The organism is Lentzea nigeriaca, from assembly GCF_016907955.1.
GTDB classification, from domain to species: Bacteria; Actinomycetota; Actinomycetes; order Mycobacteriales; family Pseudonocardiaceae; genus Lentzea; species Lentzea nigeriaca.
The window spans coordinates 25523-51616 of record NZ_JAFBCX010000014.1 but is presented as its reverse complement, the minus strand read 5'-3'; the positions used below and the strand labels follow the sequence as shown (position 1 = coordinate 51616).

The following is a 26094-nucleotide window of genomic DNA, read 5'->3' as shown; positions in this document are numbered from 1 at the left end:
AGTCTAGGGATCGCCTTCGATCCGGGGAACGTACTCTGACCTGCGGTTTTCCTCTTCCTTTACCGCACGTCGCCCAGTACGCGGATCAAGCTCTTCTCGGTGTCGTTGCCGAGCTTCTCCAGCGCGAGCTTCGCCACCGGCGCCCCGAGCTTCGCGAGACCGTTGAACTCCAGGTGCGCGTGGTAGGCGATCTTGGTCGTGCCGGGAGCCGGTCCCGCGGTGATCGAGATGTCGTCGGTCGCGGTGGCGGTGTCGTTGCGCCCGACGAACTGCAGCCCCTGCGGATCGTCGCGGGTCAGCTCGTAGACCAGCTCGGTCTTGCGGCCGAGGAACGTCGAGACGTTGCGCCAGCGCGAGCCGACCTCGACCGGGCCCTCGTCGAGACGCGTGCAGGTCACGGTGCCCGGATCCCACTGCTCGGTGCGGGAGAAGTCGCGCAGGTACTCGACGACGCCCTCCGGCGAGGACGCGACGGTGAAGGTGCGCTCGACGTCGACACCGGACGTGTGCGGCGCGTTGAACGCACCGGGCGTGATGCGCAGGCGGTGCTGGTCGACGAGATCGGCCTGGCCCTCCGCCCGGCGCAGCAACCGCTCGAAGCGCTCGGCGTCGGCACCGGGCAACGTCCGCAGGGCACGCCACATCGCGGCCTTGCCCTCGATGCCCATGCGCAACGTCTCCAGCTCGAGGACGTCGCTGAGCGGGGAACGGCCCAGCAGCCGTCCGTTGAGCTTCAGCCTGCCCGCCTTCTCGGTCAGCCAGCCGATGGCGGCCTTGTGCGGGCGCGGCTCGACGTCGAACGAGCGCATCACGTCGAGCAGCTCGCGCCGGTCCGATTCCACGTCGTCGGCCAGCACGCGCAGTTCGGGGTGCGTGCGGCTGATGCGACGGGCGAGCTCGGTGCCCGCCATCGCCCCGGCCAGGTGGTCGTTGAGGTAGATGCCCAGCAGCTCCTTGTTCACGCCGCTCGGTTACCCCACGGCCGTCATCGGCAACCTATGGACCGGCCGGACCCAGCTGATATCCCTGGTTCCACAAGGTTTTGATCACCAGGCCGAGCGGGGCGATGCGGCGCCGCAACCGCATGATGTGCAAGTGCAGCGCGTTGCTCGTGTCGCCGTCCTTGGAGGGCAGGCAGAGCAGCAGGTCCTCACGCGAGGTCAGCGAACGGAAGTGTCGCAGCAATTCGGCGACCAGCGCGCGCTCTGTCGGTGAGAGCACCACGGAACGCGTGCGGAAACGCAGGATGCCGGACAGGTCCAGCTCCGGCACCGCGTAGCGGGCCGCGCGGGCCCGCAACATCGCGATGCGCACGGCGAGGTCCTGCTGCGGCACCGGCGCGCGGACCCAGTCCTCCCGCATGTCCGTGAGGACGGGCGCCGGCACGTTCTTCTCCAGCACCAGCAGGCACAACGTCCCGCTGCGCTGGCAGGCCTCCCGTGCCGCCGCGTCCACCGGCCACCGCACGACCTCGACGGGCAGTTGGTTCACCACGTTCGACATACGCCCACTTCCCCGGCCTTCGGCTTTCGTGGACGCTAAACGTGCCGGTTATTTTCGCTCTATCGCGTGCATCGGCTCCAGGATGATCGGCTGCGCCCGACGCCCCGTGGCGAGGTTCCACGTCCACTGCGCCAGCACCGCGGCCCGGTTGCGCCAGCCGACGAGGAACGCGATGTGCACGACCGCCCAAGCCGCCTTGCCGATGACGCCCTTCAGGCGCAGCTTCTTGATGTCCGCAACGGCGTCACCAGGCGAAATCGTCGCCATCGTGCCCAGGTCGAGGTATTTGAACGGCTTGGTGGGCTGCCCTTTCAGCCGTGCCTTGATCACGCGGGCGACGTGGTGACCCTGCTGGATCGCGGGTTCGGCGATACCCGGCAGGTTGTCGAGGTTGACCATGTCGCCGATCGCGTAGATGTCGTTCGTGACGCTGCAGTCCGAGGGATTCACCAGAATCCGGCCCTTGCGGTCGAGCTCGGCCCCGGTGGCGTCGGCGAGCTTGCGCGCCAGCTGCGAGGCCTGCACCCCGGCGGCCCAGATGATCGTCCGCGCCTGGACCCGGTCGCCGTCCTTGGTGGTGAGCCCGGCGTCGTCGATCGACTCGACCATGGCGCCGGTCATGACCGTCACGCCCAGGCTTTCCAGCTTCTTCCTGGTGTGCTCGCGCAACGGCTCGGAGAACGGCGGCAGCACGTGCGGCACCGCGTCCAGCAGCGTGATCCGGATGTCCCGCGGGTCGATCTCCCGGAACTGCCCCTTCAACGCCCTGCGCGCCAGGTCGGCGAGCTGCCCAGCCAGCTCGACCCCGGTCGGCCCGGCCCCGACGATCGCGAACGACAGCCACTCCTTCGCGTCATCGGCCGCCGCTGCGGTCTCGAACGCCCTGAGCAGCCGCGAGCGCAGGTCGACGGCCTGTTCGAGGGTCTTCATCGGCGGCGCGGCCTCGGCCCAGTCGTCGTGCCCGAAGTAGCTGTCCCGCGCCCCGGCCGCCACGACCAGCGTGTCGTACCCGACCGTCCGCGAGGTCCCGTCCGGCAGGTCGACGTGCACCCTCTTGTTCTCCGTGTCGAACCCGGTCACCTCACCCAGCAGCACCTTCGCGTTGCGCTGCTTGCGCAGCACCGCCCGGAACGCCGGCGCGATGTCGCCCGCGGGCAGCAACGCGGTCGCCACCTGGTAGAGCAACGGCTGGAACAGGTGGTGGTTGGTGCGGTCGATCAGCGTGACCTCGACGTCCGCGCGTTTGAGCCCGCGCACGACCCCGAGGCCGCCGAACCCGCCACCGACAACGACTACCCGGTGCGTACCCATGCAGTCCGCATACCCGCTACTGACGCAGGGTATCCAGCCGCCATGACAACGACCGCTGACCAGTCACTTTGGCTCTCCGCGCTCTCCGCTTCGCCGCGTCCACCGCTGACCGGCAAGCACACCTGCGACGTGGCGGTGGTCGGCGGCGGCATCACCGGTCTGACCACCGCACTGTTGTTGAAGCGCCGAGGCTTGAAGGTTGTGGTGCTGGAGGCCGACCGCGTGGCCTCCGGTGTCTCCGGCAACAACACCGCCAAGGTGACCGCCCTTCAGTCCACTGTGTACTCCCAGATCACCAAGGCCCACGGCGTGTCCGCGGCGGCCGACTACGCCACCGCCTCCCAGCGCGCCGTCTCGCAGGTGGCGGATCTCGTGCAACTGGAGGGCATCGACTGCGACCTGCGCCGCGCCCCAGGCGTGACCTACGCCTACACCGAGTCCGAAGTGCAGTCCGTAGAGGACGAACTCCAAGCCGCCGGCCGCGCAGGCCTCCCCGCGTACGCGAGCACCGACCTCGACCTCCCGTTCGAAGTGCACGCCGCCGTGAAGCTCGACGACCAACTCGCCCTGCATCCGGTGAAGTACCTCCAGGGCCTGGCCGCCGCGATCGACGGCAACGGCAGCAAAGTCTGGGAACACCGCCGCGTGACGGACGTGAGCGGCAACCACGTGTACACAGAGGACGGTCAGGTCGATGCCGACCGCATCGTCATCGCCACCCACTACCCCGTTCTGGACCGAGGCTTCTACTTCGCGCGCATGGAAATCACCCGCGCCTACTGCATAGCCGCCCGCCTGACCGCCCCACCACCCACCGCCCTGGCCATCAGCACCGGCAGCCCGTCCTGGTCGATCAGCGCTCACCACGACCACCTGATCATCGCAGGCCAAAGCCACCCCACCGGCAAGTCCGCGGTGGAACCGTTCCGCAAACTGGAAGACTTCGCCCGTACCCACTGGCCGGTGGCCGAGGTGACCCACCGCTGGTCCGCCCAGGACCCCACGGCCTACGACCACCTGCCGATGATCGGCACCTACACCCCCGGCAACAACACGCTGTACACCGCCACGGGCTACATGAAGTGGGGCCTGACCTCAGGCACGTTCGCCGCCTCCCTGCTGGCCGACCTGGTCACCGACAAACCCAACGACCTGGCCGACCGCTTCAGCCCACACCGCCTCTCCCTGACCTCCCTGCCAACCCTGCTCAAGAAGAACGCCGAGGTGGCCGCCGAGTTCGTGGCCGACCGCGTCCTCCCAGCCGACGCCACGTCCAGCGAGTCCCTGCAACCCGACCACGCCCACGTGATCCGCGACGGCCTGGGCAAAACCGGCGTCTACCGCGACCCGGAAGGCCAGCTGCACGCCGTCTCCCTCCGCTGCACCCACCTGGGCTGCCTGGTCCGCTTCAACCCAGCCGAACGCAGCTGGGACTGCCCGTGCCACGGCTCCCGCTTCGACGTGGACGGGGAGGTCCTGGAAGGCCCAGCAACCCGTCCGCTCCCCAAACGCGACCCCCGTTAGGGCCTTCTGTTGGTGCCGTTGGGGTGGTTGGGTGCCGGTTCCAGCGGAGGGGTCAGCTTGTGCTAGGAGCGTGTCGCAGCTATCTCTTGGGGTGTGACAGTGAGAGTGATGCCCGGCGGGCAGCCGCGCTTCGATCATGAAGATCGCGCTCTCATGGCTGCCAGCTGCACGGTTGGCAGCAGCTGGGGTGATCAGCGAGCGTTTGCGTCAGCATTTCTCTACCGCCAACTCGGCAGCGACGTGCATGAGAACGCGACCATCCGGGCTTTCGGAGACGAGCACCAGACCGCCCCCTGCCCGCCTCAACGGAGCACAACCAAGCCGCGACGCACTACTAGTAGGCCGTCGCGGCTTAGTTGTGTGGTCCGCGATCTTGAGTTGGTTGTAGTTGCGAGCCGAGGCAAACGTTTGCTGATCACGCCACCTACCGCCAACTCACGATCACATCGCCGACACGCCGCGCGACACGCGGACGACCCGCCCATACCAAAGGTTAGAGGCGACGGTCTACTAGTTCGGTTGCCTTCCGTAGGTGGTCGCATAGGCCTTTTGCCGAGCGACCACGCTGGAACGCGACCGGGCGGCACAAAGCCGAGCAAGGCCCGCACGAGCGCGAGCCTCAGCCCTTGGCCACCAGCGTCAACACGTCGTACCGAGCCACCGACTCCCCCTTCTGGTTGGCCACGTCCGCATCCCACCGCACCTCGCCGTACTCCTGATCTTCCCGAGGTGTGATCTGCTTGACCGTCAACGTCACGGTCAACGAGTCCCCCGGGAAAGTAGGCGTCAGGAACCGCAGGTTCTCGAGCCCGTAGTTGGCGAGCACCGGCCCAGGCTCAGGCGACACGAACAAGCCGGCGGCGAACGACACCACGAGGTACCCGTGCGCGACCCGGCCGCCGAAGAACGGGTTGGCAGCGGCGGCTTCCTCGTCCATGTGCGCGTAGAACGTGTCCCCGGTGAACTCCGCGAAGTGCTCGATGTCGGCGAGAGTCACCTCACGAGGCCCAGCCACGACGGTGTCGCCCAGCCGCAGCTCGGCCAGCGTCTTGCGGAACGGGTGCACGGATTCCGCGTTCCGAGGAGCCCCAGTCACCCAGCGGTTCGTGACAGCGGCCAGCGTGCGAGGAGACCCCTGCACGGCAGTGCGCTGCATGTGGTGCAGCACGCCGCGCATGCCACCCATCTCCTCGCCTCCACCGGCCCGGCCAGGCCCGCCGTGCACCAGCATCGGCAGCGGGGAGCCGTGCCCGGTCGACTCACCGGCGTCGTCGCGGTCCAGCACGAGCAACCGTCCGTGCCAAGGCGCCACACCGATCACGACGTCACGAACGAAGGAACTGTCCGCGGACACGATCGACCCGACCAGCGACCCGGACCCACGAGCTGCCAGCGCAACGGCGTCATCGACGGACGAGTACGGCATCAGCGTCGACACGGGCCCGAAAGCCTCGACCTCGTGCGGCTGCACGGCATCGGCGGAAGCACGCAACAGCATCGGCGACATGAACGCGCCGCGCGAGGCGTCAGCGTCCACAAGCGAGAGAGGGCCGTCGCCGTAGACCACTGAAGCGCTCTCCCGCAACGCCTTGAGCGACCGGAGGACCTCCTCGCGCTGCTCCAGCCCGGCCAGCGCGCCCATCTTCACCGACTTGTCGGCGGGGTTGCCGATCACCACCTCGGCCAGGCGGGCGGCGGTGGCCTCGGCGACCGCGTCCATCTGCGACGCGGGCACCAGCGCGCGCCGGATCGCCGTGCACTTCTGGCCGGCCTTCGTGGTCATCTCCGTGACCAACTGATCGACGAACAGGTCGAACTCGGGCGTTCCGGCTACGGCGTCCGGGCCGAGGATCGAGCAGTTCAGCGAGTCGGCCTCGGCGTTGAAGCGCACGGACGACCGGATCACGGCCTGGTGCGTGCGCAGGTGCTGGGCGGTGGAGGCCGAACCCGTGAAGCCGACCAGGTCCTGGGGCGTCAGGTGGTCCAGCAGGTCACCGGCCGAGCCGCAGACCAGCTGCAGCGAGCCCTCGGGCAGCAGGCCGGAGGCGAGCATCAGCTCGACCAGCTTCTCGGTCACGTAGGCGGTCTGGGACGCGGGCTTGATCAGGGACGGCACGCCGGCGATGAACGCGGGCGCGAACTTCTCCAGAGGGCCCCACATGGGGAAGTTGAAGGCGTTGATCTGCACTGCGACACCGCGCAGCGGCGTGCAGATGTGCTGGCCGACGAACGTGCCGCCGCGGCCCAACGGTTCCACGGCGCCGTCGACGAACACGTGGTCGTTCGGCAGCTCGCGCTTGGCCTTGGACGCGTAGCCGAGCAGGACGCCGAAGCCGCCGTCGATGTCGATCCACGAGTCGGAGCGGGTCGCGCCCGTGCGCGCGGACAGGGCGTACAGCTCGGCCTTGTGCTCCTTGAGGTACAGGCCGAGAGCCTTCAGCAGCTGCGCGCGCTGGTGGAACGTGAGCTCGCGCAGCGCGGGCCCGCCGACCGAACGCCCGTAGTCGAGCGCTGCCCCCATGTCGATGCCCGCGGACGAGATCCGGGCGATCTCCTCGCCCGTCACGGCGTCGTGCAACGGCGCGCCTTCCGCGGAAGGCGTGTGCCACCGACCCGACACGTAACTGCGCAGCAAGCTCATCGAGCCAACCCTTCTCACGCTGGGCCGGCGGGTCCGCGCCGACCTCGTTCCCGCACCGTAGCAGTGGATAGGGTGATCATCATGAAGCTCGGCGCCGCCATTCCGGTCCTCAACGAGTGGCGGTTCCTGCCCGCTGTCATCGGCCAGTTGCTGAAGGTCGTCGACAGGCTCGTGCTGCTGCGCGGCACCCGTGCGCAATCCGGTGCACCGACGACGCTCACGCCCGTCCCGCCGCTCGACCCGCGCGTCGAGATCATCGAGGCGGAGTGGCAGAGCGAGCAGGACACCCGCAACGCCGGACTGGACGCGCTGGACGACTGCGACTGGGCGCTGTGCGTCGACTCCGACGAGATCCTGCTGGACGACGACCTGCGCGAACTCACCAAGCTCTGCGAATCGGGCGAGCACGCCGCGATCGAGGTCCGGCTGCTCACGTACTGGAAGACGATCGAGCACCGCGTCGAGCCGCCGGAGAAGCTGACCGCCCCGATCGCGCTCCGCAGGGGCGTCCGGTTCTCGAACATGCGCCACCTCGACACCGAGGCCCATCTCGCGGACATCTGGCTACGGCACCTGTCCTACGTGCGCACCGACGCCGAGCTGCGCGAGAAGCTGCGGCTCTTCGGGCACGCCCATCAGATCGTCCCGGACTGGTACGAGAAGGTCTGGCTGGGCTGGGACGCCGACCACGACCTGCGCGACCTGCACCCGACGCTGCCGCCCGCGTACGGCCGGATCGTGCACGAGCCCGATGCCGAGCTGCGCCGTGTCCTCCACGAACACGCCGTCGACCTCGACGGGCTTGCCTGATCGCGTCCACGACTACCGGGCGGGCCAGCACCTCATCGCCGCGGTCGACGTTCTGAGCCCGTTCGGGACGCCGCGCTCAGATCCCAGCCCGTTCTCTGACCTCCAGGTACACCGCGCGGACCTCCAGCGTCCGTTCGACCTTCTCGAGCACGGGCGCGAAGAACCGCTGGCGGTGCTCGGCGTCGCTCATCGAGATCACCGAGAAGTACATGCTGCCGAACGCCGCGAACAGCGTGGCGTTGCGCAACATCGCCGACGGCACACCGGGGATCACCGACATCGTCACCTGCCCGCCGATCCACTGCGCGGCGATCTCCGGCGTGGCGACGATCAGACCGAGCACGACGAAGAACGAGTAGAGCGCGAGCCCGACCACCGCGGCCTGCACGAGCTGCCGGATCGCGAGCATGATCAGCAGGTTGCGCAGCTGGCGGCCGTTCAACCGCTTGGGCGGCAACGGTTCCGCGATCTCGACGGCGGACAGCGGCGTGCCCTTGCAGGCGATCTTCAGGATCTCTGGACGCAGATCCTGTTCCACCCGCCCGATCTCGTCCCGCAGCCGGGCGGCCGCGGCCAGCACCGTGATCGCCGCGAACATCAGCACGATCAACGAGACCCGCGGCCACCTCAGCTGGTTCATCGCCTGCCACAGCTCACCGGTGAAGAACAGGAACAGCGTCACGAACAGCATCGGCGGCAACGCCCGGCCGAGCAGGTGCACGCTGTTGCGCAGGTCGGCGATCACGTGCCGGATGGCTGCCTTCAGCAGCGCTCCCAGCCCGTAGGTGGTGGCCAGCATCGTCGCCACGAACGCCACCCCGAAGAAGGCGATGAACCACAGCTCGTTGATCCACAGCTCGGCCTTGGGGTTCTCGGCTCCCGGCGTGATGATCTCGTCGTTGACCACGTACTGCAGCAACGGCACGATCACCGGCATCGCCGCATACACGACCAGGAGCACGACGGTCGTCTGGCGCGAGAAGCTCGGCAACCGCCGCACGAACAGCGACAGCACGATCCACGCGGACACCATCACCGCGACGATCACTCCGAGCAGCACCCACTTCGACAGCCCGGTGGAGCGCAGCAGCACCAGCCACGCGAGGCTGCCGACCGCGACGAACGTCAGCGCGGGCAGCATCCGCGGCAGCACGTGCGAGCGGAAGCCGTAGCCCTCGATCATCGTCGGCGCACCCTGCCGCACGAACCACTGCTCAGTGCGTCGCACCACCGCCGCCGAGGAAGCCACGGCGGAGATCATGCCTCACCGTTCGAACAGGCGCGCCATCACGCTGAAGTAGTGCGTCGGGGCGATACGGGCCAACGCGTCGAACAGGTACGCGTCCGGCCCGACCAGGATCCGCGCCTTCCCTGCCTCGACGCCGCGGTGGATGATCTCGGCGGCCTTCTCGGATGTGGTCAGCGCGACCTTGTCGAAGTCCTCCGCCATCTGCTCCAGCGATCGGCCCCTGCCGTCGGGATCGCCGTGGATGCGGGCGTTGCGGACGATGTTGGTCTTGATGCCGCCGGGGTGGACGGTAACCGCCGAGACGCCGGTGCCGCGCAGCTCCTGCCGCAGCGAGTCGGTGAACCCGCGCACGGCGAACTTCGCGGCGCAGTACGCGCTGTTCTTCGGCATGCCGACCAGCCCGTACACGCTGGAGGTGTTCACGATGACGCCGTAGTTGCGCTCGAGCAGCAGCGGCAGGAACGCCCTCGTGCCGTTCACCACGCCCCAGTAGTTGATGTCGAACAGCCAGGAGTCGTCCTCCGGCACCGAGTTCAGCACCGTCGTGGACGTGGCGACGCCCGCGTTGTTGAACACCGCCGCGATCGGCAGGTCCAGCCAGTCGTGGACCTCTCCGGCGAACCGGTGCACGTCGTCCGCGTCCCGCACGTCGAGCACGCGGCTCAGCACCGGGCCGTGCAGCGACTTGGCTGTCTCCTCCAGCCCTGCTTCGTTCACGTCGGCGATGACCACCGGTGAGCCGTGCCGGGACAGCCGTTGCGCGAGGCTGCGGCCAATTCCCGAGGCAGCTCCGGTGATCACCGCCGGACGACCAGCGATCTTTCGCACCATGTGACCAGTAGATCACCATGGGCAAGCGGCCTACTGGCGCAGTTCGGGGAACTGCTCGTCGCGCCACTCGCCACCCGGAGCACCGGCTTCCTCGCGGGCGCGCAGGTCGACGCGGCGGATCTTGCCGGACACGGTCTTGGGCAGCTCGGCGAACTCCAGCCGCCGGATCCGCTGGTACGGGGCCAGGTTCTCGCGCGCGTGCCGCAGGATAGCCAGCGCTGTCTCGCGATTCGCCTGCCAGCCGGCGCTCAACGCCACGTACGCCTTGGGCACCGCGAGCCGCAACGGATCCGGCGCCGGCACGACCGCCGCCTCCGTCACCGCCGGGTGCTCGATCAGCACGCTTTCCAGCTCGAACGGCGAGATCTTGTAGTCCGACGCCTTGAACACGTCGTCCGTCCGTCCTATGTAGAACAGATAGCCGTCTTCGTCGCGCGCGGCGATGTCACCCGTGTGGTAGTAACCGCCGGCCATCGCCTCGGCGTTGCGCTCCTCGTCGCCGTGGTAGCCGACCATGAGCGACATCGGCCGTTGCGCGAGGTCGATGCAGATCTCGCCCTCCTCGGCCAGTTCGCCCGTGATCGGGTCGACGAGCACGACAGGGACGCCCTGCAGCGGCGTTCCCATCGAGCCGGGTTTCACCTGTGCGCCAGGAACGTTGCCCACCGACAGCGTGGTCTCGGTCTGGCCAAAACCGTCCCGCAGCGTGAGGCCCCACTGCTTCTGGACCTGCTCGATCACCTCGGGGTTGAGCGGCTCACCGGCGGCCACGACCTCCCGCAGCGCCCCTGGTCCACCGCTCAGGTCGGCCTTGATCAGCATTCGCCACACGGTCGGCGGCGCGCAGAACGTGGTGACGCCCTTGTCGCGGATCTGGCCGAGCAACGCGGCGGCGTCGAACCGCGAGTAGTTGTAGACGAAGATCGTCGCTTCGGCGATCCACGGCGCGAAGAAGCAACTCCAGGCGTGCTTGGCCCAGCCGGGCGAGCTGATGTTGAGGTGCACGTCGCCCGGCCTGACGCCGATCCAGCGCATGGTCGTGAGGTGGCCGACCGGATACGACGTCTGGGTGTGCTCGACGAGCTTGGGACGGCTGGTCGTGCCGGACGTGAAGTACAGCAGCAGCCGGTCGTCAGCCCTCGTCTTCGGGTGCGGCAACGGGTTGTCGGGCGCCTCGCCGGTCTCCGCGTAGTCCAGCCAGCCCGCCTCGGCGCCACCGACCGCGATCAGGACAGGACCGTCCTCGAACTTGTCAGCGTCGGCGGCGCGCGCGATGACGTGCCGGACGTTGCCGCGCTTCAGCCGGTCCGCGAGGTCCGCGGGCCCGAGCGCGGTGGTGGTCGGCATGATCACCGCGCCGAGCTTCATCACCGCGAGCATCGACTCCCACAGCTCGACCTGGTTGCCCAGCATGATCATCACGCTGTCGCCCTTGCCGACGCCGTGCCACGCGAGCCACCGCGCGACGCGGTTCGACCGCCGGCGCATCTCGTCGAACGTGTAGGCGCGCCCGGACCCGTCCTCCTCGACGATGTGCAACGCCGTCGCGGTGTTGCCCTCGGCGATGACGTCGAACCAGTCGTGCGCCCAGTTGAAGCTGCTGCCGAAGCTCGGCCAGCGGAACGACGCGGGGTCGGCGAGCATCAGGTCGCGGGCCGCGCGGTAGGTGTCGTGACTGGACATTCCCAGAGGGTGCGGAGGCCGGGGCTCGTCGGGCTACCCCCGTACGGGGGTGCACCCCTTTTCGGGGGTGCGCCCGTCAGCGACACTGCCACACGTGCTGCCAGACCGTTTTCAGGCGCTGTTGCCGCAACGCCTGGACATGCTCCGCCGTGCCACCGGGTTGCCCGTCGTGTTCGGCGGTGCCGTCACGCCCGGCCGCGACCTGGTGCTCAGCAGCTTCCACGGCACGCACGGCACGTCGTTGCACGGCTTGAGGATCGGCGCCGGACGCGGCCTGGGCGGGACGGCGGTCGCGATGGGCACGCCGGTCCGCGTCAACGACTACGCCTCCACCCGCGCGATCACCCACGAGTTCGACCAGATGGTGGTCGTGAACGAGCGCCTGACCTCGGTGTTCGCCTACCCGGTCGTGGTTCGCGGCACCGTGCAGGGCGTGCTCTACGGCGCCGTGCGCGGGCAGACGACCGTCGGCGACCGGGCGATCAGGATGGCCGGCGCAGTCGCGCAGGGCATCGCAGGGGACCTGGACATGCCTTCTCTTCACACCCAAGCCGCTCTGCGCGAACTCGCCGAGGTCACCAGGCTCGTCGGCGATCCGGCGTTGCGCGAACGCCTGCGCAAGGTCCACCAGGATCTCGGCGGCGAAGCGCCCGTCACCGTCCCGACGGGACTGACGCCACGCGAACTCGATACGCTTCGGCTGGCCGCGGTCGGTGCGTCCAACCGGGAGATCGCCGCCGAGCTCGGGTTGAGCACCGAAACCGTCAAGGCCTACCTCCGGGGCGCGATGCGCAAGCTGGGGGTGCACAACAGAACCGCCGCCGTCCACGCGGCGAGGTCGACGGGAGCGCTCTGAATGTCCTGGTTCGAGAAGGCCGTGATCGGCACCGACCGCCTGTTGTACAAGCTGACCGGCGGCAAGGTCATGACCGTCTCGTTCAGCAAGCAGACCGGGCTGACGCTGATCTCCACGGGCGCGAAGTCCGGTGAGCGGCGCGAGAACCAGGTCCAGTACGTCGCCGACGGCGACGGCATGCTGGTCGTCGGCTCGAACTGGGGCAAGCCGCACCATCCGGCCTGGACCGCGAACCTGCTCAAGAACCCGGACATCCAGGTGAACGTCCGCGGCGACGTCCGCGACGTGCGGGCGACGCTGCTGGCCGGTGCCGAGCGCGAGGCCGCCTGGCGCAAGATGGTGGCGGCCTGGCCGGCGTTCGAGGACTACGTCGAGCGGTCAGGCGGCCGCGAGCTGCGGGTCTTCCGCCTGACTCCGCGCTGATGCCCACGCGAGCCACACGCAGCCGACGATCATGAGCACGCCGTGCGCGATCCGGATCGCGGGCGGCGTGAAGAACTGCGGCAGGAACAACGCGAAGCCCGCCGCGAACAGGATCGCGGGCAGCGTGCGCAGCCTGATCGCGACCATGATCGCCGCAACGCCCATCGTGACCAGGCCGATCGCGAAAGTCGTGACAGCGGCCGGGTTGTAGCGCACGGCCTCGGCGAGCTCGAGGATGTTCGGCTGCGCGGCGATCTCGTGCAGGCCGAAGTCCTCGGCGCCGTAGTACGGCAGCGTGAGCCCGGCGCCGACCCAGAACGTGATCGCGGCCGTCCGGTGGATCTCCAGCAACGCGATCGGCACGAGGATGAAGCCGATCATCGCGAACAGGTGCGACGCGACCCACGCGGTCGACCCCATCGCGGCGGCCGCGCCCTGCGTCGTCGTCTCGTCCTCCCACGGTCTGAACACCGGGTACAGCAGGAACAGCAGGCCTGCGGTGGTGAGCGTCCACTTCATGATTGCCCCCTGAGATCGGTGAGATACATCCGGACGAGCTGGTCGTAGGTGTCGTCGAGGCCTTCCGGCAGGCCGAACCCGCCGCCGGACTCGATCGACGCGAAGCCGTGCACGATCACCCGCAGCCGACGCGTGGCGTGGATGGCGTCGGAGCCCTCCAGGCCGTAGCTCCGCAACGTTGCGAGCATGACCTCGATGAGCTTCGTCCCCGCTGCCTTCTGCAGTTCGTCGTGCAGCGGGTCCATCGGCACGGCCCCGTACCGGTTCGGGTGTTCTGCCGCGTACGCGCGGTACGCGTGCATGAGCGCTGCCACGGCTTCGTCGCCCGACAGCCCGAGCACGGCCTTCGTGAACCAGTCCGTCATGTCCTCCAGCACCCGCACGCCGACGTGGCCGCGGAGGGTCTGGAGGTTCGCGACGTGCTTGTACAGCGACGGCGTGGCGACACCGGTGCGAGCGGCGACGGCGGCGAGCGTCAGTCCTTCGACGCCCTGCTCGTCGACCAGCTCCAGCGCGGCGTCCACGACTTTCGCGGTGGTGAGTCCAGGGCGAGGAGGCATAGCTCAAAAGCTAATGCCATTAGCCCTTCGTGTCAACACGCTGCCTGACGACGTGCCGCGCGAGGGCCGCGAACGCCATGAGGGCGACGAGCGCGCAAACTCCCCGCCAGCCGAACTCGCTGTATGCGCGCACGCCGAGCCACGACCCGACCGCGCCACCGAGATACCCGCACGTCATGTAGGCGGTGTTGAGGCGGCCGCGATGGGTGTCGCTCAACGCGTACATGCGGATCGAGTTCGCCACCATCCCGCACTGCATCGCGACGTCGAGCACGAGCGTGCCGACGACCAGCGCGACCAGCCCGCCGATCCCACCGGCGTTTCCCACGGCCAGCACCGCCGCCGAGCCGATTACGGCGAGCATGCACACGAGGTTCACCGGATCCGACCCGCGCCGGTCCACGATCCGCCCCGCGATCGGCGTCGCGATCATCGTCGCGGCGTTGACCAAGGCCAGCAGCCCCACGGCTTGCGCGCCATAGCCATACGTCGGCCCGGTGAGCAGCAACGCGACGCTCCCCCACACCGCACTGAACGCCCCGAAGATCATGGCTTGGTACCAGCAGGAACGCCGCAGCTCGGGTTCACTTCGCAGCAGTCGCAACGGTTCCCGCAGCAAGTCCGGATAGGACTGCCGGGTGTGCGGCTCGGTCCGCGGCAACGCCCTCCACAGCGCCACCGCCATCACGACCGCGAGCCCCGACGCCACCAGGTACGGCGCCCGCCAGTCGAGCCACTCGCCAAGCACTCCGCTGAACGTGCGCGCGAGCAGCATCCCGCCGATCGAGCCGGCGAGCATGGTCCCGCTGGCCGCACCCCTGCGGTCGGGGGCGACCATCCCGGCGACCATCGGCCCGACGATCGGCGCGATCACCGTGGTCACACCGACCGCGACCCCGGCGGCGAAGAGCGGTCCGAACGACGGCGCCAGCCCTGCTGTCGCCAGGCCCAGACCCGTGACCGCGAACAGCGTGGCGATCAACGGCCGGTACGGCACACGGTCGCCGAGCGGCACCAGCAGGAAGATCCCGCTCGCGTACCCGATCTGGACCGCCGTGACGACCAGAGCCGCCTGGTCCGGTGCCATCCGCAGACCCTCGGCCACCAGCGGTGTGACCGCCTGCGGGAAGTAGACGTTGCCGACCGCGGCACCGCAGGCGACCGCCAGCAGCCAGAGCATCCCCCGAGTCATGACCACGACGCTGTCCGCCGGCACCGTCTGGCGCAATCGAATTTCGGTGTCCAAACCGGACAGGAGAAGACAACCCCCGGCGGGCGTTCGACGCTGTTCGACGAAGGTTTTGTGAAGATCTCGTGGATCTCACCACGCGCAAACGCCGCCGCGGGTTTGAATGACGTCGAGTCACTCATTCCGAACGAGGAGAACCCGTTGCGGTTTGCCAGAAATCTGGGGGTTGTCGCCGCTGGCCTGCTGGTCACGGCGACAATCACAGCGGTACCGGCGTCGGCCGGACCGTCGTTACACACCGAGATCGACCCGAGCACCGTCAAGGAGTCGATCGCGTACCTGGTCAAGACGTACCACGTCAGCGAGCAGGAGGCACTGCGCCGGCTGGAGCTCCAGAACGACGCGGCCAAGCTCGAGCAGGCGCTGAAGCGTGAAGCCGCCGGTGAGTACGCCGGCATGTGGCTCGACCAGGAAGCAGGCGGCAAGCTCGTCGTGGCGATGACGAAGCCCGCCGCCGCTCAGCGGCACATCGTCGCGATGCCCGACCGCGCCAACGTCAAGGTCCGCACGGTGCGGAACTCGCTGGCCACGCTCCGGTCGGCCTACGACCGGATCAGCAAGCAGGTCGGTGCCGGACCGGACGCGGTGCTGCTGCCCGCCGTCAGCGAGACCGAGAACCGCGTCGTCGTCTGGGAACGCGCGTGGCTCAAGGAGCGCAAGGTCGGCGTGGCCTCGGAGGCGCAGGCGGAGAACCGGACCTTCGACGCCGACCCCGGCGTGGTCACGACCCGCACGCTGACGAAGCCGACCCCGTACTCGGCCGACCCGGTCGACTGGGGTTTCTGCCATCCGCTGTACTGCACGAACTACGGTCCCATGCGGGGTGGCCTGCGGCTGGACCTGACGCGGGACAACGGCACCGTCGGCGGCTGCACCAGCGGCTTCAACCTGCGCACGACCGGCGGAGCGTTCCCCGGCGTGCCGTGGGTGCTGACCGCGGGACACTGCATGGCGACCAAGACGAACAACGTGCCGACGCAGCACAACCGTCAGCCTGTCGTGAACCAGCACGGCATCGAGAAGAACGCGTACCCGTACGACTACGCGGCCGTGCAGTACGTCGACGCGGCCACGGCGAACAGGTGGCTGGAGAGCCAGTCCAACCGCAACGTCGTGCTCAAGTACTGCCGCAACGGCGGTCTGGACAGCGACGCGGACACCCCGTGCGGTCCGGAGGCGACCTCGCAGAACCAGGAGATCACCAAGGTCACCCCGCTGTCCGAGATCAAGGCGGGCATGGTCGTGTGCGCGTCGGGTTCCGGCTCCAGCGCGGCGAACTACCCGGACTCCGTTGACAGCGGCGCCGGTGCGGGCTACCTCGTCGGCACCCGGTGTGGCAAGGTCCTCTCGACCGACGTCGGCATCAACACCGACCTGTGTGCCAGGGCCGGCGACAGCGGTGGCCCGCTGTTCAGCCAGGTCGACAAGGCCGCGCTCGGCATCCTCGAGGGCAGCCAGCAGTCGCGCAGCGGCGCGTGCCAGGCGGGCGAGCTGAACAACTACTCGCCCATCTCGACGATCCTCGAGGACCTCAGCGCCCGCCAGGCGAGCGGTGGTTCGGTCTTCAACGTGATCACCACGCCGCAGGGCTGACGTTCCATGTTCCGGAAGGCCCGTCGCTGGGCCTTCCGGAACCTCCAGCGGATGAGAGCGCTCTCATCTGACAACAACGTGAAAAGGTTTACACGTTGACCGAGAGTCACCGCGTGACAACACTTCCGAACCACTGGGCGCACAACTAGATCCAGGAAAGGTCGGTTCGATGCAGCGACGCATCGGGACGGCCCTCGCCGCTGCCTTGATGGTGGCCGCGGGGATCACCGTCGCCACCACCAGCCAAGCTCCCCCTGCCAATGCGGCGGTGACCTGGGCCGACGAGTTCAACGCCCCCGCCGGCACGGGTGTCGACGGCGGCAAGTGGCAAATGGAAGTGGGCAACAACAACGGCAACAACCGCGAGTCTCAGTGGTACCAGGCGGGTACCTCCAACGCGGCACACGACGGCAACGGCAATCTCGTGATCACCGCCAAGCGCGAGAACCCCGGCAACTACCAGTGCTGGAACGGCCGTTGCGAGTACACGTCCGCCCGCATCAACACCGCGGGCAAGTTCACCCAGACCTACGGCCGGTTCGAAGCACGGATGAAGATGCCGCGCGGCAAGGGCATCTGGCCGGCCTTCTGGATGCTGGGTGCGGACATCAACAGCGGCAACCCGTGGCCGGGTTCCGGTGAGATCGACATCATGGAGTTCCTGGGACACCAGCAGAACACCGCGTACGGCACGATCCACGGCCCTGGCTACAGCGGCGCGGGCGGCCTGCAGTCGGTCTACAACGGCCCGAACCTCGCCGACGGCTTCCACAACTACGCCGTGGACTGGCGGCCAGGTGAGATCGTGTGGTCGGTCGACGGCCAGGTCTACGGCCGCAAGACGCCGCAGGACCTCGGCGGCAAGACGTGGGTGTTCAACAAGCCGTTCTTCATCATCATCAACCTCGCGGTCGGTGGTGAGTGGCCGGGCTACCCGGACGGCAGCACGACGTTCCCGCAGCAGCTCGTGATCGACTGGGTCCGCGTCTCAGGCGACAGCCCACCGCCCAGCGGTGGCACTGAGATCCGCGGCATCGGCGGCAAGTGCGTCGACGTGGCAGGGGCGAACACCGCCAACGGCACGCCCATCCAGATCACCGACTGCAACGGCAACGCGGCCCAGAAGTGGAGCCGTCCCGGTGACGGCACGATCCGCGCGCTGGGCAAGTGCATGGACGTCTCCGGCGGCGGCACGGCGAACGGTACGCAGGTCCAGCTGTGGGACTGCAACGGCACCGGCGCGCAGAAGTGGACTGTCAGCGGGGCTCAGGACATCGTGAACCCGCAGGCCAACAAGTGCCTCGACGCCACGGGGAACTCCTCGGCCAACGGCACGAGACTCCAGATCTGGGAGTGCGGCGGCACGGCCAACCAGAAGTGGCAGGTGTGAGGTCTCTCCCGGCCTGACCGGGAGAATCACGGCGCTGGACGGGAACCCCTGCGGCGGAAGGGTTCACGTCCAGCGCTCAGTGCCGCAGCACTACGCCAGAAGCCTTGCCACCGCCCAGTCCTGCACCGCGACACCGACCGACTTGAACACGGTCCGGCCCTCGCGCAACGGCGGATTCCCCAGCGCCGCACCGAGTTCGACGAGCGACTCCAGCCGGAGCACGCCCGAGTTGACCGCGCGGATGATCTCGCCCGCCTCGCTCAGCGCGGCCTCGACCTGGTCCACCACAACGACTCCCGCGCACGTGAGCAGCTCCTCCGGCAGCTCCCGCATCGCGGGCCGGTACGAGCCGATCGCGTTGACGTGCACCCGTTCCTTCAGCGCGTCGCACGAGAACAGCGGCACGGTCGACGCCGTCGCACAGCACACGACGTCCGCGTCCCGCACGGCTTCCTCCGCGTCCAGCGCCACGTCCATGACGGTGTCCGGCAGCTCGTCCTTCAGGCTCTCCAGCAACGCCTCCGCCTTCCCGGCGTTGCGGTTGTGCACCACGAGCTTCTTCAACGGCCGCACCGCGTGCACGGCCCGCACCTGGTCCGCGGCCTGCGCCCCGGCACCGAGCAGCGCGAGGTGCGAGGCGTCCTCGTCGGCCAGCAGATCCGTTGCCACACCGACGACAGCGCCGGTGCGTAACGTCGTGAGCGGCACCGCGTCCGTGACGAACTGCCCGCCAGGGTGCGAGTAGACGACCGTGCCGGTGATCACCGGGTCGCGCTCGACCTCGATGCTGAGCACCTTCACCGCCGTGGACGCCGTCGGCAGGTGGTGCACCGTCATCACGAGCGACCGGCTCTCGCTGAACGCCTGCCGCGGCGGCAGCTCGAACTCCCCGGCGGTCAGGCCGACGAACGCTGCGCGGACGGCTTCGATCGCCGCGGGCATGGTCATGGTTCGGATGGTAACGACCGGGACCCGGCTGGGGTCCGGGGCCCGGTTGCATGGTTCGAACGAAACGTCGTCGACGCGCACGTCCGCAACCGGCTCGCGAAACCGGCGGCACCCGCAGAACGAACCTCAGCGCCCTAATGTGATGCGCATGATCGAGACCGTGCGCAACGCACTGTGGATCGGTGGCGCGCAGTGGGCGGGCAAGTCGACGGTGGCACGGATCCTGGCTCTGCGCCACGGCATCACGGCCTACCACTACGACTACCACGACGCCCGCGCCCACAACGACCGCCGCATCGCGAGCGGCCAGCCGTTACCGGAGTCACCGGACGAACTGTGGGTGCTCGCGACCCCCGAAGACATGGCCGCGAGCACCCTGGCCGGCTTCCCGGCCCGCTTCGAATGGGCGCTCGACGATCTGCGTGCCCTCACGTCCGGCCGCCCGATCCTCGCCGAGGGCTGGGGCCTGCGCCCCGAACTGGTGGCACCGCTCATCGACGCGCCGCGCCGGATGGTCGTCATGGTGCCGACGCGGGAGTTCCGCGAACACCAGATCCGCGTGCTGCCCAGAGCCGGAGCGCTGGGCACTCCGGTCAGCGATCCCGAGCTGGGGCAGCGAAACCGCCTCGAACGCGACCGGCTCGTCGCCGAGGACGCGGTGCGCAGCGCTCACTCGGTTGGAATCCGAGTGATCGAGGTCGACGGCACCCGTGACGCCGAGGCGATCGCGGACGTCGTCGCCGATCACTTCTCCCCGTACCTGGGGTAGTTCAGCCCGACTTCACCGCGCTCAGGAAGGCGGTCCAGGCGGCGGCGCCCACCTCGACGTGAGCGACGGGCGCCTTGCTGTCGCGGATACCGATGCCGGTAGCGACCTCGACGCAGGCACTGGCGTTCGCACTACGGCTGCTCTTGCGCCACTCAGCCACCGGCTTCTCCTCACATCAGCAACTTCTTGATCAGCTCCTTCGATTGTTCCGCATTCAAGGCGACCTGACCGAGCCCTTCCACGATGCGTCCGTACGCCTTGACCGGCTCTGGCGCCTCGATGATCAGGCTGGAGTTCTCGCTTTCCAGGAAGACGACGTCCTCGTACCTGTCGAACGTCAACATGTCGAAAGACCCGGCCATTCCTGCATGCGCGCCGGCGGTGAGCGACACGATCCGGACGACGACGTTCGGCCGCGTGGCCAGCTTCCCCAGGTGAGCCAGCTGCTCTCGGATCACCTCGGGCCCGCCGACGGGATTCACCAGCACCGACTCCGGGATGTAGAAGACCGCCTTCATCCTGTTGCGGAGAGCCTCCTGCCGCAGGACTCGCGCTGCGACCCTCTCCTCGACCTCGTCGTCCGACACGTTCGCGCACGCAGTGATCACCGCACGCGTGTACTCCGGGATCTGCAACATGCCGTGCAGCAACATGGTCTGCCAGCTGAACAGCTTCTTGGCCAGGCGCTCGTGCTCGACCAGCGTGCGGGGGCTGATCGGCGCGCAGGCGCCGTGCTCCTGCCACCAGCCCTTGGCGTTGGCGTGGGGAAAGAGTGAGAGCAGGTGGTCGCGTTCCGCGGGTGGTGTCCGGCAGGCACCCAGCAGGAGTGCCAGCTCCAGCTCGGTCGCGCCGCCCTTGCCGTTCACCAGGTCGGAGATCTTTGCCTCTTGCCATCCGACGACCTCGGCGATCGCACGCGAGGTCATGCCCGTATTGGCGATGGCAGTGCGGAGACCATCACCGAACTCACGGCCCCTCACAGTGGAGAATCTTTTCGGCATGGAGAGGACGTTAGCCCCATTCCGAGGTGCTCCAGAACGTTTGACCGCAACATGACCCAAAAGGGCGTTAGCTTGGAGGCCGGCCAAGTTCCACAATAATTCTGTGAAGTTTCGTTGGATGCCCCACGAGGGGCTGCGTCATGCCATCCTCGACGAGCTGACCAGGGGACAGCTCGTCGAAACACTGTGCGGCGATCCCTTTGTGCCACAGGAGTTCAGCCTGTGGCGTGACAAGATCTGCTGGCCGACCTGCTGGGACTGCGACGGCGTCTGGCGCGAGAGCGAGGGGATCCTGCCATGGCCGCGGAAATCCTGACCGAGGACCTGCTGCGCATATCTCTTCAACGCCTCTCGCGTGAGGTGGTGAAGAGTTATCCACAGTTCGGGGAGGTGCTCGCGCAAAATATGTTGCGCACGTGCGGGCTGATTCCCGACGTCGAGCGCGCGGAGCGCTACCGGGAGCTGGGCACGCTGCTCATCGACCTCGGCCGCCTGTACCTGGCCGAGGCCGACGCGCTCTCCACCGTCGAGATGCCGCCTACTTGAAGGCCTGTGACATCACGACGGCGCGGCCGTTGGAGTCGAACTCGTGCGCGAGGGTCGTCAGGGCCTGACCACCGGCGGCCCACGCCGCCGTCCAGGTGAGGCACTCGGCCGCGCCGTTGCCTCCCCGCTCGACCAGGTCAGTGCCGATCTCGTCGAGCCAGTCCCACGACGTCCCGCCGACACCGGCCAGGAAGGACTCGTCCCATGTGCGCACGAGTTCGCGGATCGTGCCTTCGGCGCGCGCCCGTTCGTTGACCGATTTGATCCACGCCTGGCGCTCTTCTTCCGTCAGTACCGCCCCCGTCTCGGGCTCGCGGAAGCCGGGGAGGTCGTGTGCCAGGCCGCCCGAGCCCACGTACAGCACTCGCTTGTCAGCGAAGAACTCGCCGACGCGGCGTCCCAGCGACGCCGCGCGGCGGAAGGACGCGTGCGGTGGCGAGGCGCAGTTGATGAAGATCGGCAGCACCGGTCTGGCGTCGATCTCGCCGAGCAGGTCGCGGGTCGTGTGGCCGAACGCGTGGTCCAGCGCGGCCTCGTACGCCGTGGCGACGTCGAAGTCGTGCGCCACGAGGTTGGCCACCAGGGCGCGGCCCAGTTCGGAGGGCACGTCGTAGGTGCCGACGGGGCCGGCCACGTCACCCTGGGCCGTGGCCGCCAGGACGACCGCGAAGGTGGGGACGACCGCGCGGAACGCCCGTCGGTGATCGGTGCCGAAGAAGACCACGAGCTCCGGGTCGAAGGCCGCCACGGCTTCGCGGGCCGTCGCGATCGCCGCGCGCACCGGGCCGTGGGGCGCGCTCGGCAGGGTGATCAGGTGCGAGGAGCAGACCGTCAGGCGATTCTTCACGAGGTCAGTCTAGGTTCCCGTGCGTGACGAGACGTGCACTTGCGGTGATCATCATCGCTGCCCTCCTTGCGCCCGTTTCCCCTGCTCACGCCGACATCACCGCCAGGTCATCGAGGCCACACCGGACCTGCGAGTCAGAGCACTCGGCCCCGGCGCGACCACGATCAGGGATCGAGCCCAGGCCAAGGAAACCCTGGTGGCCGTCACGGTCGGTGTGACCGACGACCTGATCGCCACCTTCGACCAGGACGCTCCACAGTGGACTTTCGGCTCGGCCCGCGCGACCGGCTCGGCTTCGCCGGAACCGAACGGCCACACCGGCACCCACTCGTCGACCGGAACGATCAGAGGCGGCCGCTTCGACCAGATGGAGATGCTCCGAAAAACACTCCAGACCGCCGAAGGCCAGGCCATCATGATGATGCACCACCCTCCGCGCGACCCCACTCCCGCGTGCACGAGCCAGCTGCCCAACCACATGGAAGCGGCCTACTTCGAGAAGCTGCTGTCCGAACGCGACAAACCCACGGCATTCATCGGCGGTCACGTCGGCGACTTCTTCGCGTCCACAGTGGACGGCATCCCGTACGTGGTCAACGGCAACTCGGGCAAGGCGCAAGTCGAGCAGGAGGCTTCACCGGCTGGACCCTCGTCGGCGTTACCGGCTGCGGTCTGAAGGCGCGGAGATCCGGCCGCAGGTGGACTCGCTCCAGCTGCACGCTCCGGCCACCCCGCGGCTCGGCAGGCCGGAAACGGTTGCGGCGACGTTGAAACATGGCTCGCGGACGCTGCCGGTGAAGTACCTGGTGGGCGCGGTGTGGAGTGGGTCACCCGGCCTGCACGTTGGGAGAGTTGTCCGGGTGCGGCCGTGGCACGTGGCGTGGCTCGATCCCCGCACGGGGCTGCTGACCGCGCTCAGGCCAGGTCAGATCGGGCTCTCGGTGACCGTGAACGGGGTGACGAGCAGCACTGACGTGCGGGTCAGCCCGGTCTGAGTGAGTGCGATGTCGGGCGGTGAGGGAAGATATCCGTCATGACCACCGCCGACAACGGTTTCGCCGACCTGGGGCTGCGGCCCGACATCCTCAACGCACTCGCCACGCTGGGCTACGAGGAGCCGACGCCGATCCAGAGCGAAGCGATCCCACCGCTGCTCGCAGGCAACGACCTGCTGGGCCAGGCGGCCACCGGCACGGGCAAGACGGCGGCGTTCGCGCTGCCGCTGCTCGAGCGCATCGCCGACCGGATCGGCAAGGGCGAGAAGCCGCTCGCCCTCGTGCTCGCCCCGACCCGTGAGCTGGCGGTGCAGGTGTCGGAGGCGGTGCACCGCTACGGCAGGCACATGGGCGCGCGCGTGCTGCCGATCTACGGCGGCCAGCCCATCGGCCGTCAGCTGCGTGAGCTGTCCCGCGGCGTCGACGTGGTGGTCGCGACCCCCGGCCGCGCGATCGACCACCTGCAGCGCGGCACGCTGTCGCTGGGCGACCTGCAGGTCGTCGTGCTCGACGAGGCCGACGAGATGCTCGACATGGGCTTCGCGGAGGACATCGACGCGATCCTCGCCGAGGCCCCGGCCGAGCGGCAGACGGTGCTGTTCTCGGCCACGATGCCGCCGCGCATCGACCGCATGGCCAAGAGCCACCTGCGCGAGCCGGTGCTGATCCAGATCGAGCGCGAGAAGACCGAGCCGGGCGAGGCCCCGCGCGTCCGGCAGACCGCGTACCTGGTGCGCCGCGAGCACAAGCCCGCGGCGCTCGGCCGCGTGCTGGACGTCGAGTCGCCGACCGCCGCCGTCGTCTTCTGCCGCACCCGTGACGAGGTGGACCAGCTCACCGAGACGCTGAACGGCCGCGGCTACCGCGCCGAGTCGCTGCACGGCGGCATCAGCCAGGAGCAGCGCGACCGCGTGATGTCGCGCCTGCGCGGCGGCACCGCCGATCTGCTGGTGGCCACCGACGTCGCCGCCCGAGGCCTCGACATCGAGCAGCTCACGCACGTCGTCAACTACAACGTGCCGTCCGCGCCCGAGGCCTACACGCACCGCATCGGCCGCGTCGGCCGCGCCGGCCGCGAGGGCGTCGCGATCACCCTGGTCGAGCCGCGCGAGAACTCGATGCTCAAGACCATCGAGCGCGTCACCAAGACCAAGATCCCGATGGAGAAGGTGCCGACGGTCGCCGACCTGCGCGCCCGCCAGCTGGAGCTGACCCGCTCGTCGCTGCAGGAATCGCTGATGGAGGACGACCTCTCCCGCTTCCGGGTCGTCGTCGAGACCCTGGCCGACGAGTTCGACGTCATGGACATCGCACTGGCCGCCGTGAAGCTCGCCCACGAGGCCTCCGGCGCCGCCGCGGACGAGGAGGAGATTCCGGAGGTCCGTCCGCGCGAGGACCGCCCGCGCCGCGACGGTGCCCCCGCCGGGCCGCGCCGCGAGCGCCGCGGCCCGTCCGAGGGCATGACGAGGCTGTTCCTGGGCGCGGGCCGCTCGTCGGGCATCCGCCCGCAGGACATCGTCGGCGCCATCACCGGCGAGACGAAGCTGAAGGGCCGCGACATCGGCGCGATCGAGATCGCGGACCGGTTCTCGCTGGTCGAGGTGCCGGGCCCGGCGGCGAACGACGTGATCATGTCGCTGCGGGACGCGACCATCAAGGGCAAGCGCGTCACGGTGCGCCGCGAGCGCCAGCCGCGCTAGCACTTGTATCGAAGTCGGCGTCGGCTCTGATGACGTCTGCAAGTACCACCAACTCAACATCAACAGGCATGTTCCTACTACCAACAGGCCTCCCGTGGACGCGACACGGCGACCACGTTGGAGGCAGTCGGGGCGTGTCGATCAAGAGCTGAGTGGTACTTGCACCCGGACGGCCGCGCTCCCACGGTCCCGCGCTCGCGAGTTGGTTGTGGTTACCAAGCGACTACAGATCACTCCCACTACCGCCAACTGAACGGGCTCTAGGGCCTGCGGGCCTCGATCAGGAACCGGGTCGAGGTGGAGACGAACTCGCCGTGCTCCTGGATGTGCTCGTGCAGGTCCAGGAGCCGGTCCCGGTAAGCCTCGACGGTGAACCCAGGCACGGTCCACAACACCTTGCGCAGGAAGTGCACCACCGCGCCGACGTCGAAGAACGCCACCCGCAACGCGACGGACTCCAGCCGCAGCACCTCCAGCCCGGCGGCGACGGCACCCGCCCGCGCCCGCTCGGTGCTGCGAGCGTCGCTCACCGGCTGCGGCCCCATCATGAAATCGGTGAGCTCGCGGTTCGTCCCGGCCCCGATCTGCTGTGAGAAGTACGTCCCGCCGGGCTTGAGCACCCGCGCGATCTCCGCCCACGGCGTCACCACCGGGTGCCGGCTGATCACCAGGTCGAACATCGAGGAGTGGAACGGCAGCGGCCCGGAGTCCGGTGCCTGCACGACGAGCGCGCCGGGCAGGTTCCTCGCGGCGACAAGTGCGTTCGGCGGCCACGACTCCGTCGCCGCCAGCAGGGGTGGTTTGACCGGTGCGGACGCCGTCACCTCGCCGCCGCCCGTCTGCAGATCCAGAGCGGACTCCACCGCCGCCAGCCTCGACGCGATCAACGACGCGTAGCCCCACGGCGGCCGCTCCTCGGTGGCACGGCCCGCGAACCACGAGAAGTCCCAGCCCTCCAGCGGTACCGCGGCCCCCTCGGCCACCAGATCTTCGAAAGTCCCCATGGCCGGAATGCCATCACAGGGCAGCCACGCGGGCCACCGAAAAAGGCAGCACCTGCCTCGGTCCGCGAGACGCCGCGTCCTTCTTCGTCTCGCGCAGCAAGGCAGGTGCCGCAGGGGGTTACAACGACCGATCGGCTGTGCG

At 68.7% G+C, this 26094-nt stretch carries 27 protein-coding genes; 12 read left to right on the top strand and 15 right to left on the bottom strand.

Annotation, left to right across the window (positions count from 1 at the left end; genetic code table 11):
- Nucleotides 1–59: 59 nt before the first annotated feature.
- Genes JOD27_RS46940 through JOD27_RS34600 form a run of 3 tightly spaced genes read right to left on the bottom strand, consistent with a single transcriptional unit; the run spans nt 60 to nt 2814 of the window.
- Nucleotides 60–962 carry an SRPBCC family protein gene (locus JOD27_RS46940; RefSeq protein ID WP_307830496.1) on the bottom strand — a complete coding sequence of 301 codons (903 nt, stop codon included), beginning with the start codon at nt 960–962 and terminating at the stop codon, nt 60–62.
- Between the two features lie 34 nt (nt 963–996).
- Nucleotides 997–1503: a helix-turn-helix domain-containing protein gene (locus JOD27_RS34605; protein ID WP_204766541.1), complete on the bottom strand. Its 507-nt coding sequence runs from the start codon at nt 1501–1503 to the stop codon at nt 997–999.
- A 48-nt stretch (nt 1504–1551) separates the two neighbouring features.
- Nucleotides 1552–2814 (bottom strand): NAD(P)/FAD-dependent oxidoreductase, encoded by a 1263-nt coding sequence (locus tag JOD27_RS34600; protein WP_204766540.1) that lies wholly within the window; start codon nt 2812–2814, stop codon nt 1552–1554.
- A gap of 42 nt (nt 2815–2856) precedes the next feature.
- Here JOD27_RS34600 and JOD27_RS45425 point away from each other — a divergent pair, with 42 nt between their 5' ends.
- A complete protein-coding gene (locus JOD27_RS45425; protein ID WP_239570281.1) occupies nt 2857–4338 on the top strand; it encodes an FAD-dependent oxidoreductase in 1482 nt (493 codons plus the stop codon).
- Nucleotides 4339–4957: 619 nt separating this feature from the next.
- Here JOD27_RS45425 and paaZ read toward each other — a convergent pair.
- The gene (gene paaZ / locus JOD27_RS34590; RefSeq protein ID WP_204766539.1) at nt 4958–6979 is read right to left on the bottom strand and encodes a phenylacetic acid degradation bifunctional protein PaaZ; all 2022 of its coding nucleotides are present in this window, start codon (nt 6977–6979) and stop codon (nt 4958–4960) included.
- An 81-nt stretch (nt 6980–7060) separates the two neighbouring features.
- Between paaZ and JOD27_RS34585 the strand changes: the two genes are divergently transcribed.
- Nucleotides 7061–7789, top strand: coding sequence for a glycosyltransferase family protein (locus JOD27_RS34585; protein ID WP_204766538.1), 729 nt, complete (start codon nt 7061–7063; stop codon nt 7787–7789).
- A 76-nt stretch (nt 7790–7865) separates the two neighbouring features.
- On the opposite strand, the gene JOD27_RS34580 is transcribed toward JOD27_RS34585, so the two are convergent.
- The 3 genes from JOD27_RS34580 to JOD27_RS34570 are packed head-to-tail and all read right to left on the bottom strand — an operon-like array spanning nt 7866 to nt 11552.
- Nucleotides 7866–9050: a hypothetical protein gene (locus JOD27_RS34580; RefSeq protein WP_204766537.1), complete on the bottom strand. Its 1185-nt coding sequence runs from the start codon at nt 9048–9050 to the stop codon at nt 7866–7868.
- A 3-nt stretch (nt 9051–9053) separates the two neighbouring features.
- On the bottom strand, nt 9054–9869 hold the full coding sequence (locus JOD27_RS34575) for an SDR family NAD(P)-dependent oxidoreductase (protein WP_204766536.1): 816 nt from the start codon (nt 9867–9869) through the stop codon (nt 9054–9056).
- 30 nt (nt 9870–9899) lie between these two features.
- On the bottom strand, nt 9900–11552 hold the full coding sequence (locus JOD27_RS34570) for an AMP-binding protein (protein WP_204766535.1): 1653 nt from the start codon (nt 11550–11552) through the stop codon (nt 9900–9902).
- Nucleotides 11553–11646: 94 nt separating this feature from the next.
- Between JOD27_RS34570 and JOD27_RS34565 the strand changes: the two genes are divergently transcribed.
- The gene (locus JOD27_RS34565) at nt 11647–12408 is read left to right on the top strand and encodes a LuxR C-terminal-related transcriptional regulator (RefSeq protein ID WP_204766534.1); all 762 of its coding nucleotides are present in this window, start codon (nt 11647–11649) and stop codon (nt 12406–12408) included.
- A complete protein-coding gene (locus tag JOD27_RS34560) occupies nt 12409–12831 on the top strand; it encodes a nitroreductase family deazaflavin-dependent oxidoreductase (RefSeq protein WP_204766533.1) in 423 nt (140 codons plus the stop codon).
- Here the strand turns inward: JOD27_RS34560 and JOD27_RS34555 are convergent.
- Genes JOD27_RS34555 through JOD27_RS34545 form a run of 3 tightly spaced genes read right to left on the bottom strand, consistent with a single transcriptional unit; the run spans nt 12787 to nt 15102 of the window.
- On the bottom strand, nt 12787–13350 hold the full coding sequence (locus tag JOD27_RS34555; RefSeq protein ID WP_204766532.1) for a hypothetical protein: 564 nt from the start codon (nt 13348–13350) through the stop codon (nt 12787–12789). The genes JOD27_RS34560 and JOD27_RS34555 overlap by 45 nt on opposite strands.
- Nucleotides 13347–13910 (bottom strand): TetR/AcrR family transcriptional regulator, encoded by a 564-nt coding sequence (locus tag JOD27_RS34550; protein WP_204766531.1) that lies wholly within the window; start codon nt 13908–13910, stop codon nt 13347–13349. Before JOD27_RS34550 ends, JOD27_RS34555 begins: the two co-directional genes overlap by 4 nt.
- A 19-nt stretch (nt 13911–13929) precedes the next feature.
- Nucleotides 13930–15102 carry an MFS transporter gene (locus tag JOD27_RS34545; RefSeq protein WP_204766530.1) on the bottom strand — a complete coding sequence of 391 codons (1173 nt, stop codon included), beginning with the start codon at nt 15100–15102 and terminating at the stop codon, nt 13930–13932.
- A 198-nt stretch (nt 15103–15300) separates the two neighbouring features.
- On the opposite strand from JOD27_RS34545, the gene JOD27_RS34540 reads away from it, so the two are divergent.
- Both JOD27_RS34540 and JOD27_RS34535 read left to right on the top strand, forming a co-directional pair.
- Nucleotides 15301–16752 (top strand): trypsin-like serine protease, encoded by a 1452-nt coding sequence (locus JOD27_RS34540; protein ID WP_204766529.1) that lies wholly within the window; start codon nt 15301–15303, stop codon nt 16750–16752.
- Nucleotides 16753–16921: 169 nt separating this feature from the next.
- Entirely contained in the window at nt 16922–18142 is a 1221-nt protein-coding gene (locus JOD27_RS34535) for an RICIN domain-containing protein (protein WP_204766528.1), read from the top strand.
- Between the two features lie 90 nt (nt 18143–18232).
- Here JOD27_RS34535 and JOD27_RS34530 read toward each other — a convergent pair whose 3' ends face one another.
- Entirely contained in the window at nt 18233–19090 is an 858-nt protein-coding gene (locus tag JOD27_RS34530) for an ornithine cyclodeaminase family protein (protein ID WP_204766527.1), read from the bottom strand.
- A 148-nt stretch (nt 19091–19238) separates the two neighbouring features.
- On the opposite strand from JOD27_RS34530, the gene JOD27_RS34525 reads away from it, so the two are divergent.
- Complete coding sequence (locus JOD27_RS34525; RefSeq protein ID WP_307830495.1) at nt 19239–19859, top strand: hypothetical protein; 621 nt, start codon at nt 19239–19241, stop codon at nt 19857–19859.
- Nucleotide 19860: 1 nt separating this feature from the next.
- Here the strand turns inward: JOD27_RS34525 and JOD27_RS34520 are convergent, their stop codons facing one another.
- Both JOD27_RS34520 and JOD27_RS34515 read right to left on the bottom strand, forming a co-directional pair.
- Nucleotides 19861–20019 (bottom strand): DUF397 domain-containing protein, encoded by a 159-nt coding sequence (locus tag JOD27_RS34520; RefSeq protein WP_204766525.1) that lies wholly within the window; start codon nt 20017–20019, stop codon nt 19861–19863.
- 10 nt (nt 20020–20029) lie between these two features.
- Nucleotides 20030–20860 carry a DUF5753 domain-containing protein gene (locus tag JOD27_RS34515; protein ID WP_204766524.1) on the bottom strand — a complete coding sequence of 277 codons (831 nt, stop codon included), beginning with the start codon at nt 20858–20860 and terminating at the stop codon, nt 20030–20032.
- Between the two features lie 103 nt (nt 20861–20963).
- Between JOD27_RS34515 and JOD27_RS34510 the strand changes: the two genes are divergently transcribed.
- Together JOD27_RS34510 and JOD27_RS34505 are read left to right on the top strand one after the other, a co-directional pair.
- Nucleotides 20964–21176 carry an HC3 family zinc finger protein gene (locus JOD27_RS34510; RefSeq protein WP_307830494.1) on the top strand — a complete coding sequence of 71 codons (213 nt, stop codon included), beginning with the start codon at nt 20964–20966 and terminating at the stop codon, nt 21174–21176.
- A complete protein-coding gene (locus tag JOD27_RS34505; protein WP_204766523.1) occupies nt 21158–21406 on the top strand; it encodes a hypothetical protein in 249 nt (82 codons plus the stop codon). Before JOD27_RS34510 ends, JOD27_RS34505 begins: the two co-directional genes overlap by 19 nt.
- Here JOD27_RS34505 and JOD27_RS34500 read toward each other — a convergent pair.
- Nucleotides 21399–22253, bottom strand: a complete 855-nt coding sequence (locus JOD27_RS34500; protein ID WP_204766522.1) for a DODA-type extradiol aromatic ring-opening family dioxygenase — start codon at nt 22251–22253, stop codon at nt 21399–21401. The two genes, JOD27_RS34505 and JOD27_RS34500, sit on opposite strands and share 8 nt — an antisense overlap.
- Nucleotides 22254–22449: 196 nt before the next feature.
- On the opposite strand from JOD27_RS34500, the gene JOD27_RS34495 reads away from it, so the two are divergent.
- From JOD27_RS34495 to JOD27_RS34485, 3 genes are read left to right on the top strand one after another with little or no spacing between them, the layout of a single operon-like run.
- Nucleotides 22450–22929: a metallophosphoesterase family protein gene (locus JOD27_RS34495; RefSeq protein ID WP_204766521.1), complete on the top strand. Its 480-nt coding sequence runs from the start codon at nt 22450–22452 to the stop codon at nt 22927–22929.
- 22 nt (nt 22930–22951) lie between these two features.
- The gene (locus JOD27_RS34490) at nt 22952–23248 is read left to right on the top strand and encodes a hypothetical protein (protein ID WP_204766520.1); all 297 of its coding nucleotides are present in this window, start codon (nt 22952–22954) and stop codon (nt 23246–23248) included.
- 38 nt (nt 23249–23286) lie between these two features.
- Complete coding sequence (locus tag JOD27_RS34485; RefSeq protein ID WP_204766519.1) at nt 23287–24948, top strand: DEAD/DEAH box helicase; 1662 nt, start codon at nt 23287–23289, stop codon at nt 24946–24948.
- 260 nt (nt 24949–25208) lie between these two features.
- Here JOD27_RS34485 and JOD27_RS34480 read toward each other — a convergent pair whose 3' ends face one another.
- Nucleotides 25209–25952, bottom strand: coding sequence for a methyltransferase domain-containing protein (locus JOD27_RS34480; RefSeq protein WP_204766518.1), 744 nt, complete (start codon nt 25950–25952; stop codon nt 25209–25211).
- Between the last annotated feature and the right edge of the window lie 142 nt (nt 25953–26094).

Bases quoted from the DNA above. Each gene is read 5' to 3' on its own strand.
- JOD27_RS34600 (WP_204766540.1), bottom strand. From the start codon at position 2,814: ATGGGTACGCACCGGGTAGTCGTTGTCGGTGGCGGGTTCGGCGGCCTC.
- JOD27_RS34560 (WP_204766533.1), top strand. From the start codon at position 12,409: ATGTCCTGGTTCGAGAAGGCCGTGATCGGCACCGACCGCCTGTTGTAC.
- JOD27_RS34530 (WP_204766527.1), bottom strand. From the start codon at position 19,090: ATGACCATGCCCGCGGCGATCGAAGCCGTCCGCGCAGCGTTCGTCGGC.
- JOD27_RS45425 (WP_239570281.1), top strand. From the start codon at position 2,857: ATGACAACGACCGCTGACCAGTCACTTTGGCTCTCCGCGCTCTCCGCT.
- JOD27_RS34575 (WP_204766536.1), bottom strand. From the start codon at position 9,869: ATGGTGCGAAAGATCGCTGGTCGTCCGGCGGTGATCACCGGAGCTGCC.
- JOD27_RS34535 (WP_204766528.1), top strand. From the start codon at position 16,922: ATGCAGCGACGCATCGGGACGGCCCTCGCCGCTGCCTTGATGGTGGCC.
- JOD27_RS34485 (WP_204766519.1), top strand. From the start codon at position 23,287: ATGACCACCGCCGACAACGGTTTCGCCGACCTGGGGCTGCGGCCCGAC.
- JOD27_RS34605 (WP_204766541.1), bottom strand. From the start codon at position 1,503: ATGTCGAACGTGGTGAACCAACTGCCCGTCGAGGTCGTGCGGTGGCCG.
- JOD27_RS34570 (WP_204766535.1), bottom strand. From the start codon at position 11,552: ATGTCCAGTCACGACACCTACCGCGCGGCCCGCGACCTGATGCTCGCC.
- JOD27_RS34545 (WP_204766530.1), bottom strand. From the start codon at position 15,102: ATGACTCGGGGGATGCTCTGGCTGCTGGCGGTCGCCTGCGGTGCCGCG.
- paaZ (WP_204766539.1), bottom strand. From the start codon at position 6,979: ATGAGCTTGCTGCGCAGTTACGTGTCGGGTCGGTGGCACACGCCTTCC.
- JOD27_RS34515 (WP_204766524.1), bottom strand. From the start codon at position 20,860: ATGCCGAAAAGATTCTCCACTGTGAGGGGCCGTGAGTTCGGTGATGGT.
- JOD27_RS34525 (WP_307830495.1), top strand. From the start codon at position 19,239: ATGATCGAGACCGTGCGCAACGCACTGTGGATCGGTGGCGCGCAGTGG.
- JOD27_RS34480 (WP_204766518.1), bottom strand. From the start codon at position 25,952: ATGGGGACTTTCGAAGATCTGGTGGCCGAGGGGGCCGCGGTACCGCTG.
- JOD27_RS34505 (WP_204766523.1), top strand. From the start codon at position 21,158: ATGGCCGCGGAAATCCTGACCGAGGACCTGCTGCGCATATCTCTTCAA.
- JOD27_RS34555 (WP_204766532.1), bottom strand. From the start codon at position 13,350: ATGAAGTGGACGCTCACCACCGCAGGCCTGCTGTTCCTGCTGTACCCG.
- JOD27_RS34550 (WP_204766531.1), bottom strand. From the start codon at position 13,910: ATGCCTCCTCGCCCTGGACTCACCACCGCGAAAGTCGTGGACGCCGCG.
- JOD27_RS34585 (WP_204766538.1), top strand. From the start codon at position 7,061: ATGAAGCTCGGCGCCGCCATTCCGGTCCTCAACGAGTGGCGGTTCCTG.
- JOD27_RS34580 (WP_204766537.1), bottom strand. From the start codon at position 9,050: ATGATCTCCGCCGTGGCTTCCTCGGCGGCGGTGGTGCGACGCACTGAG.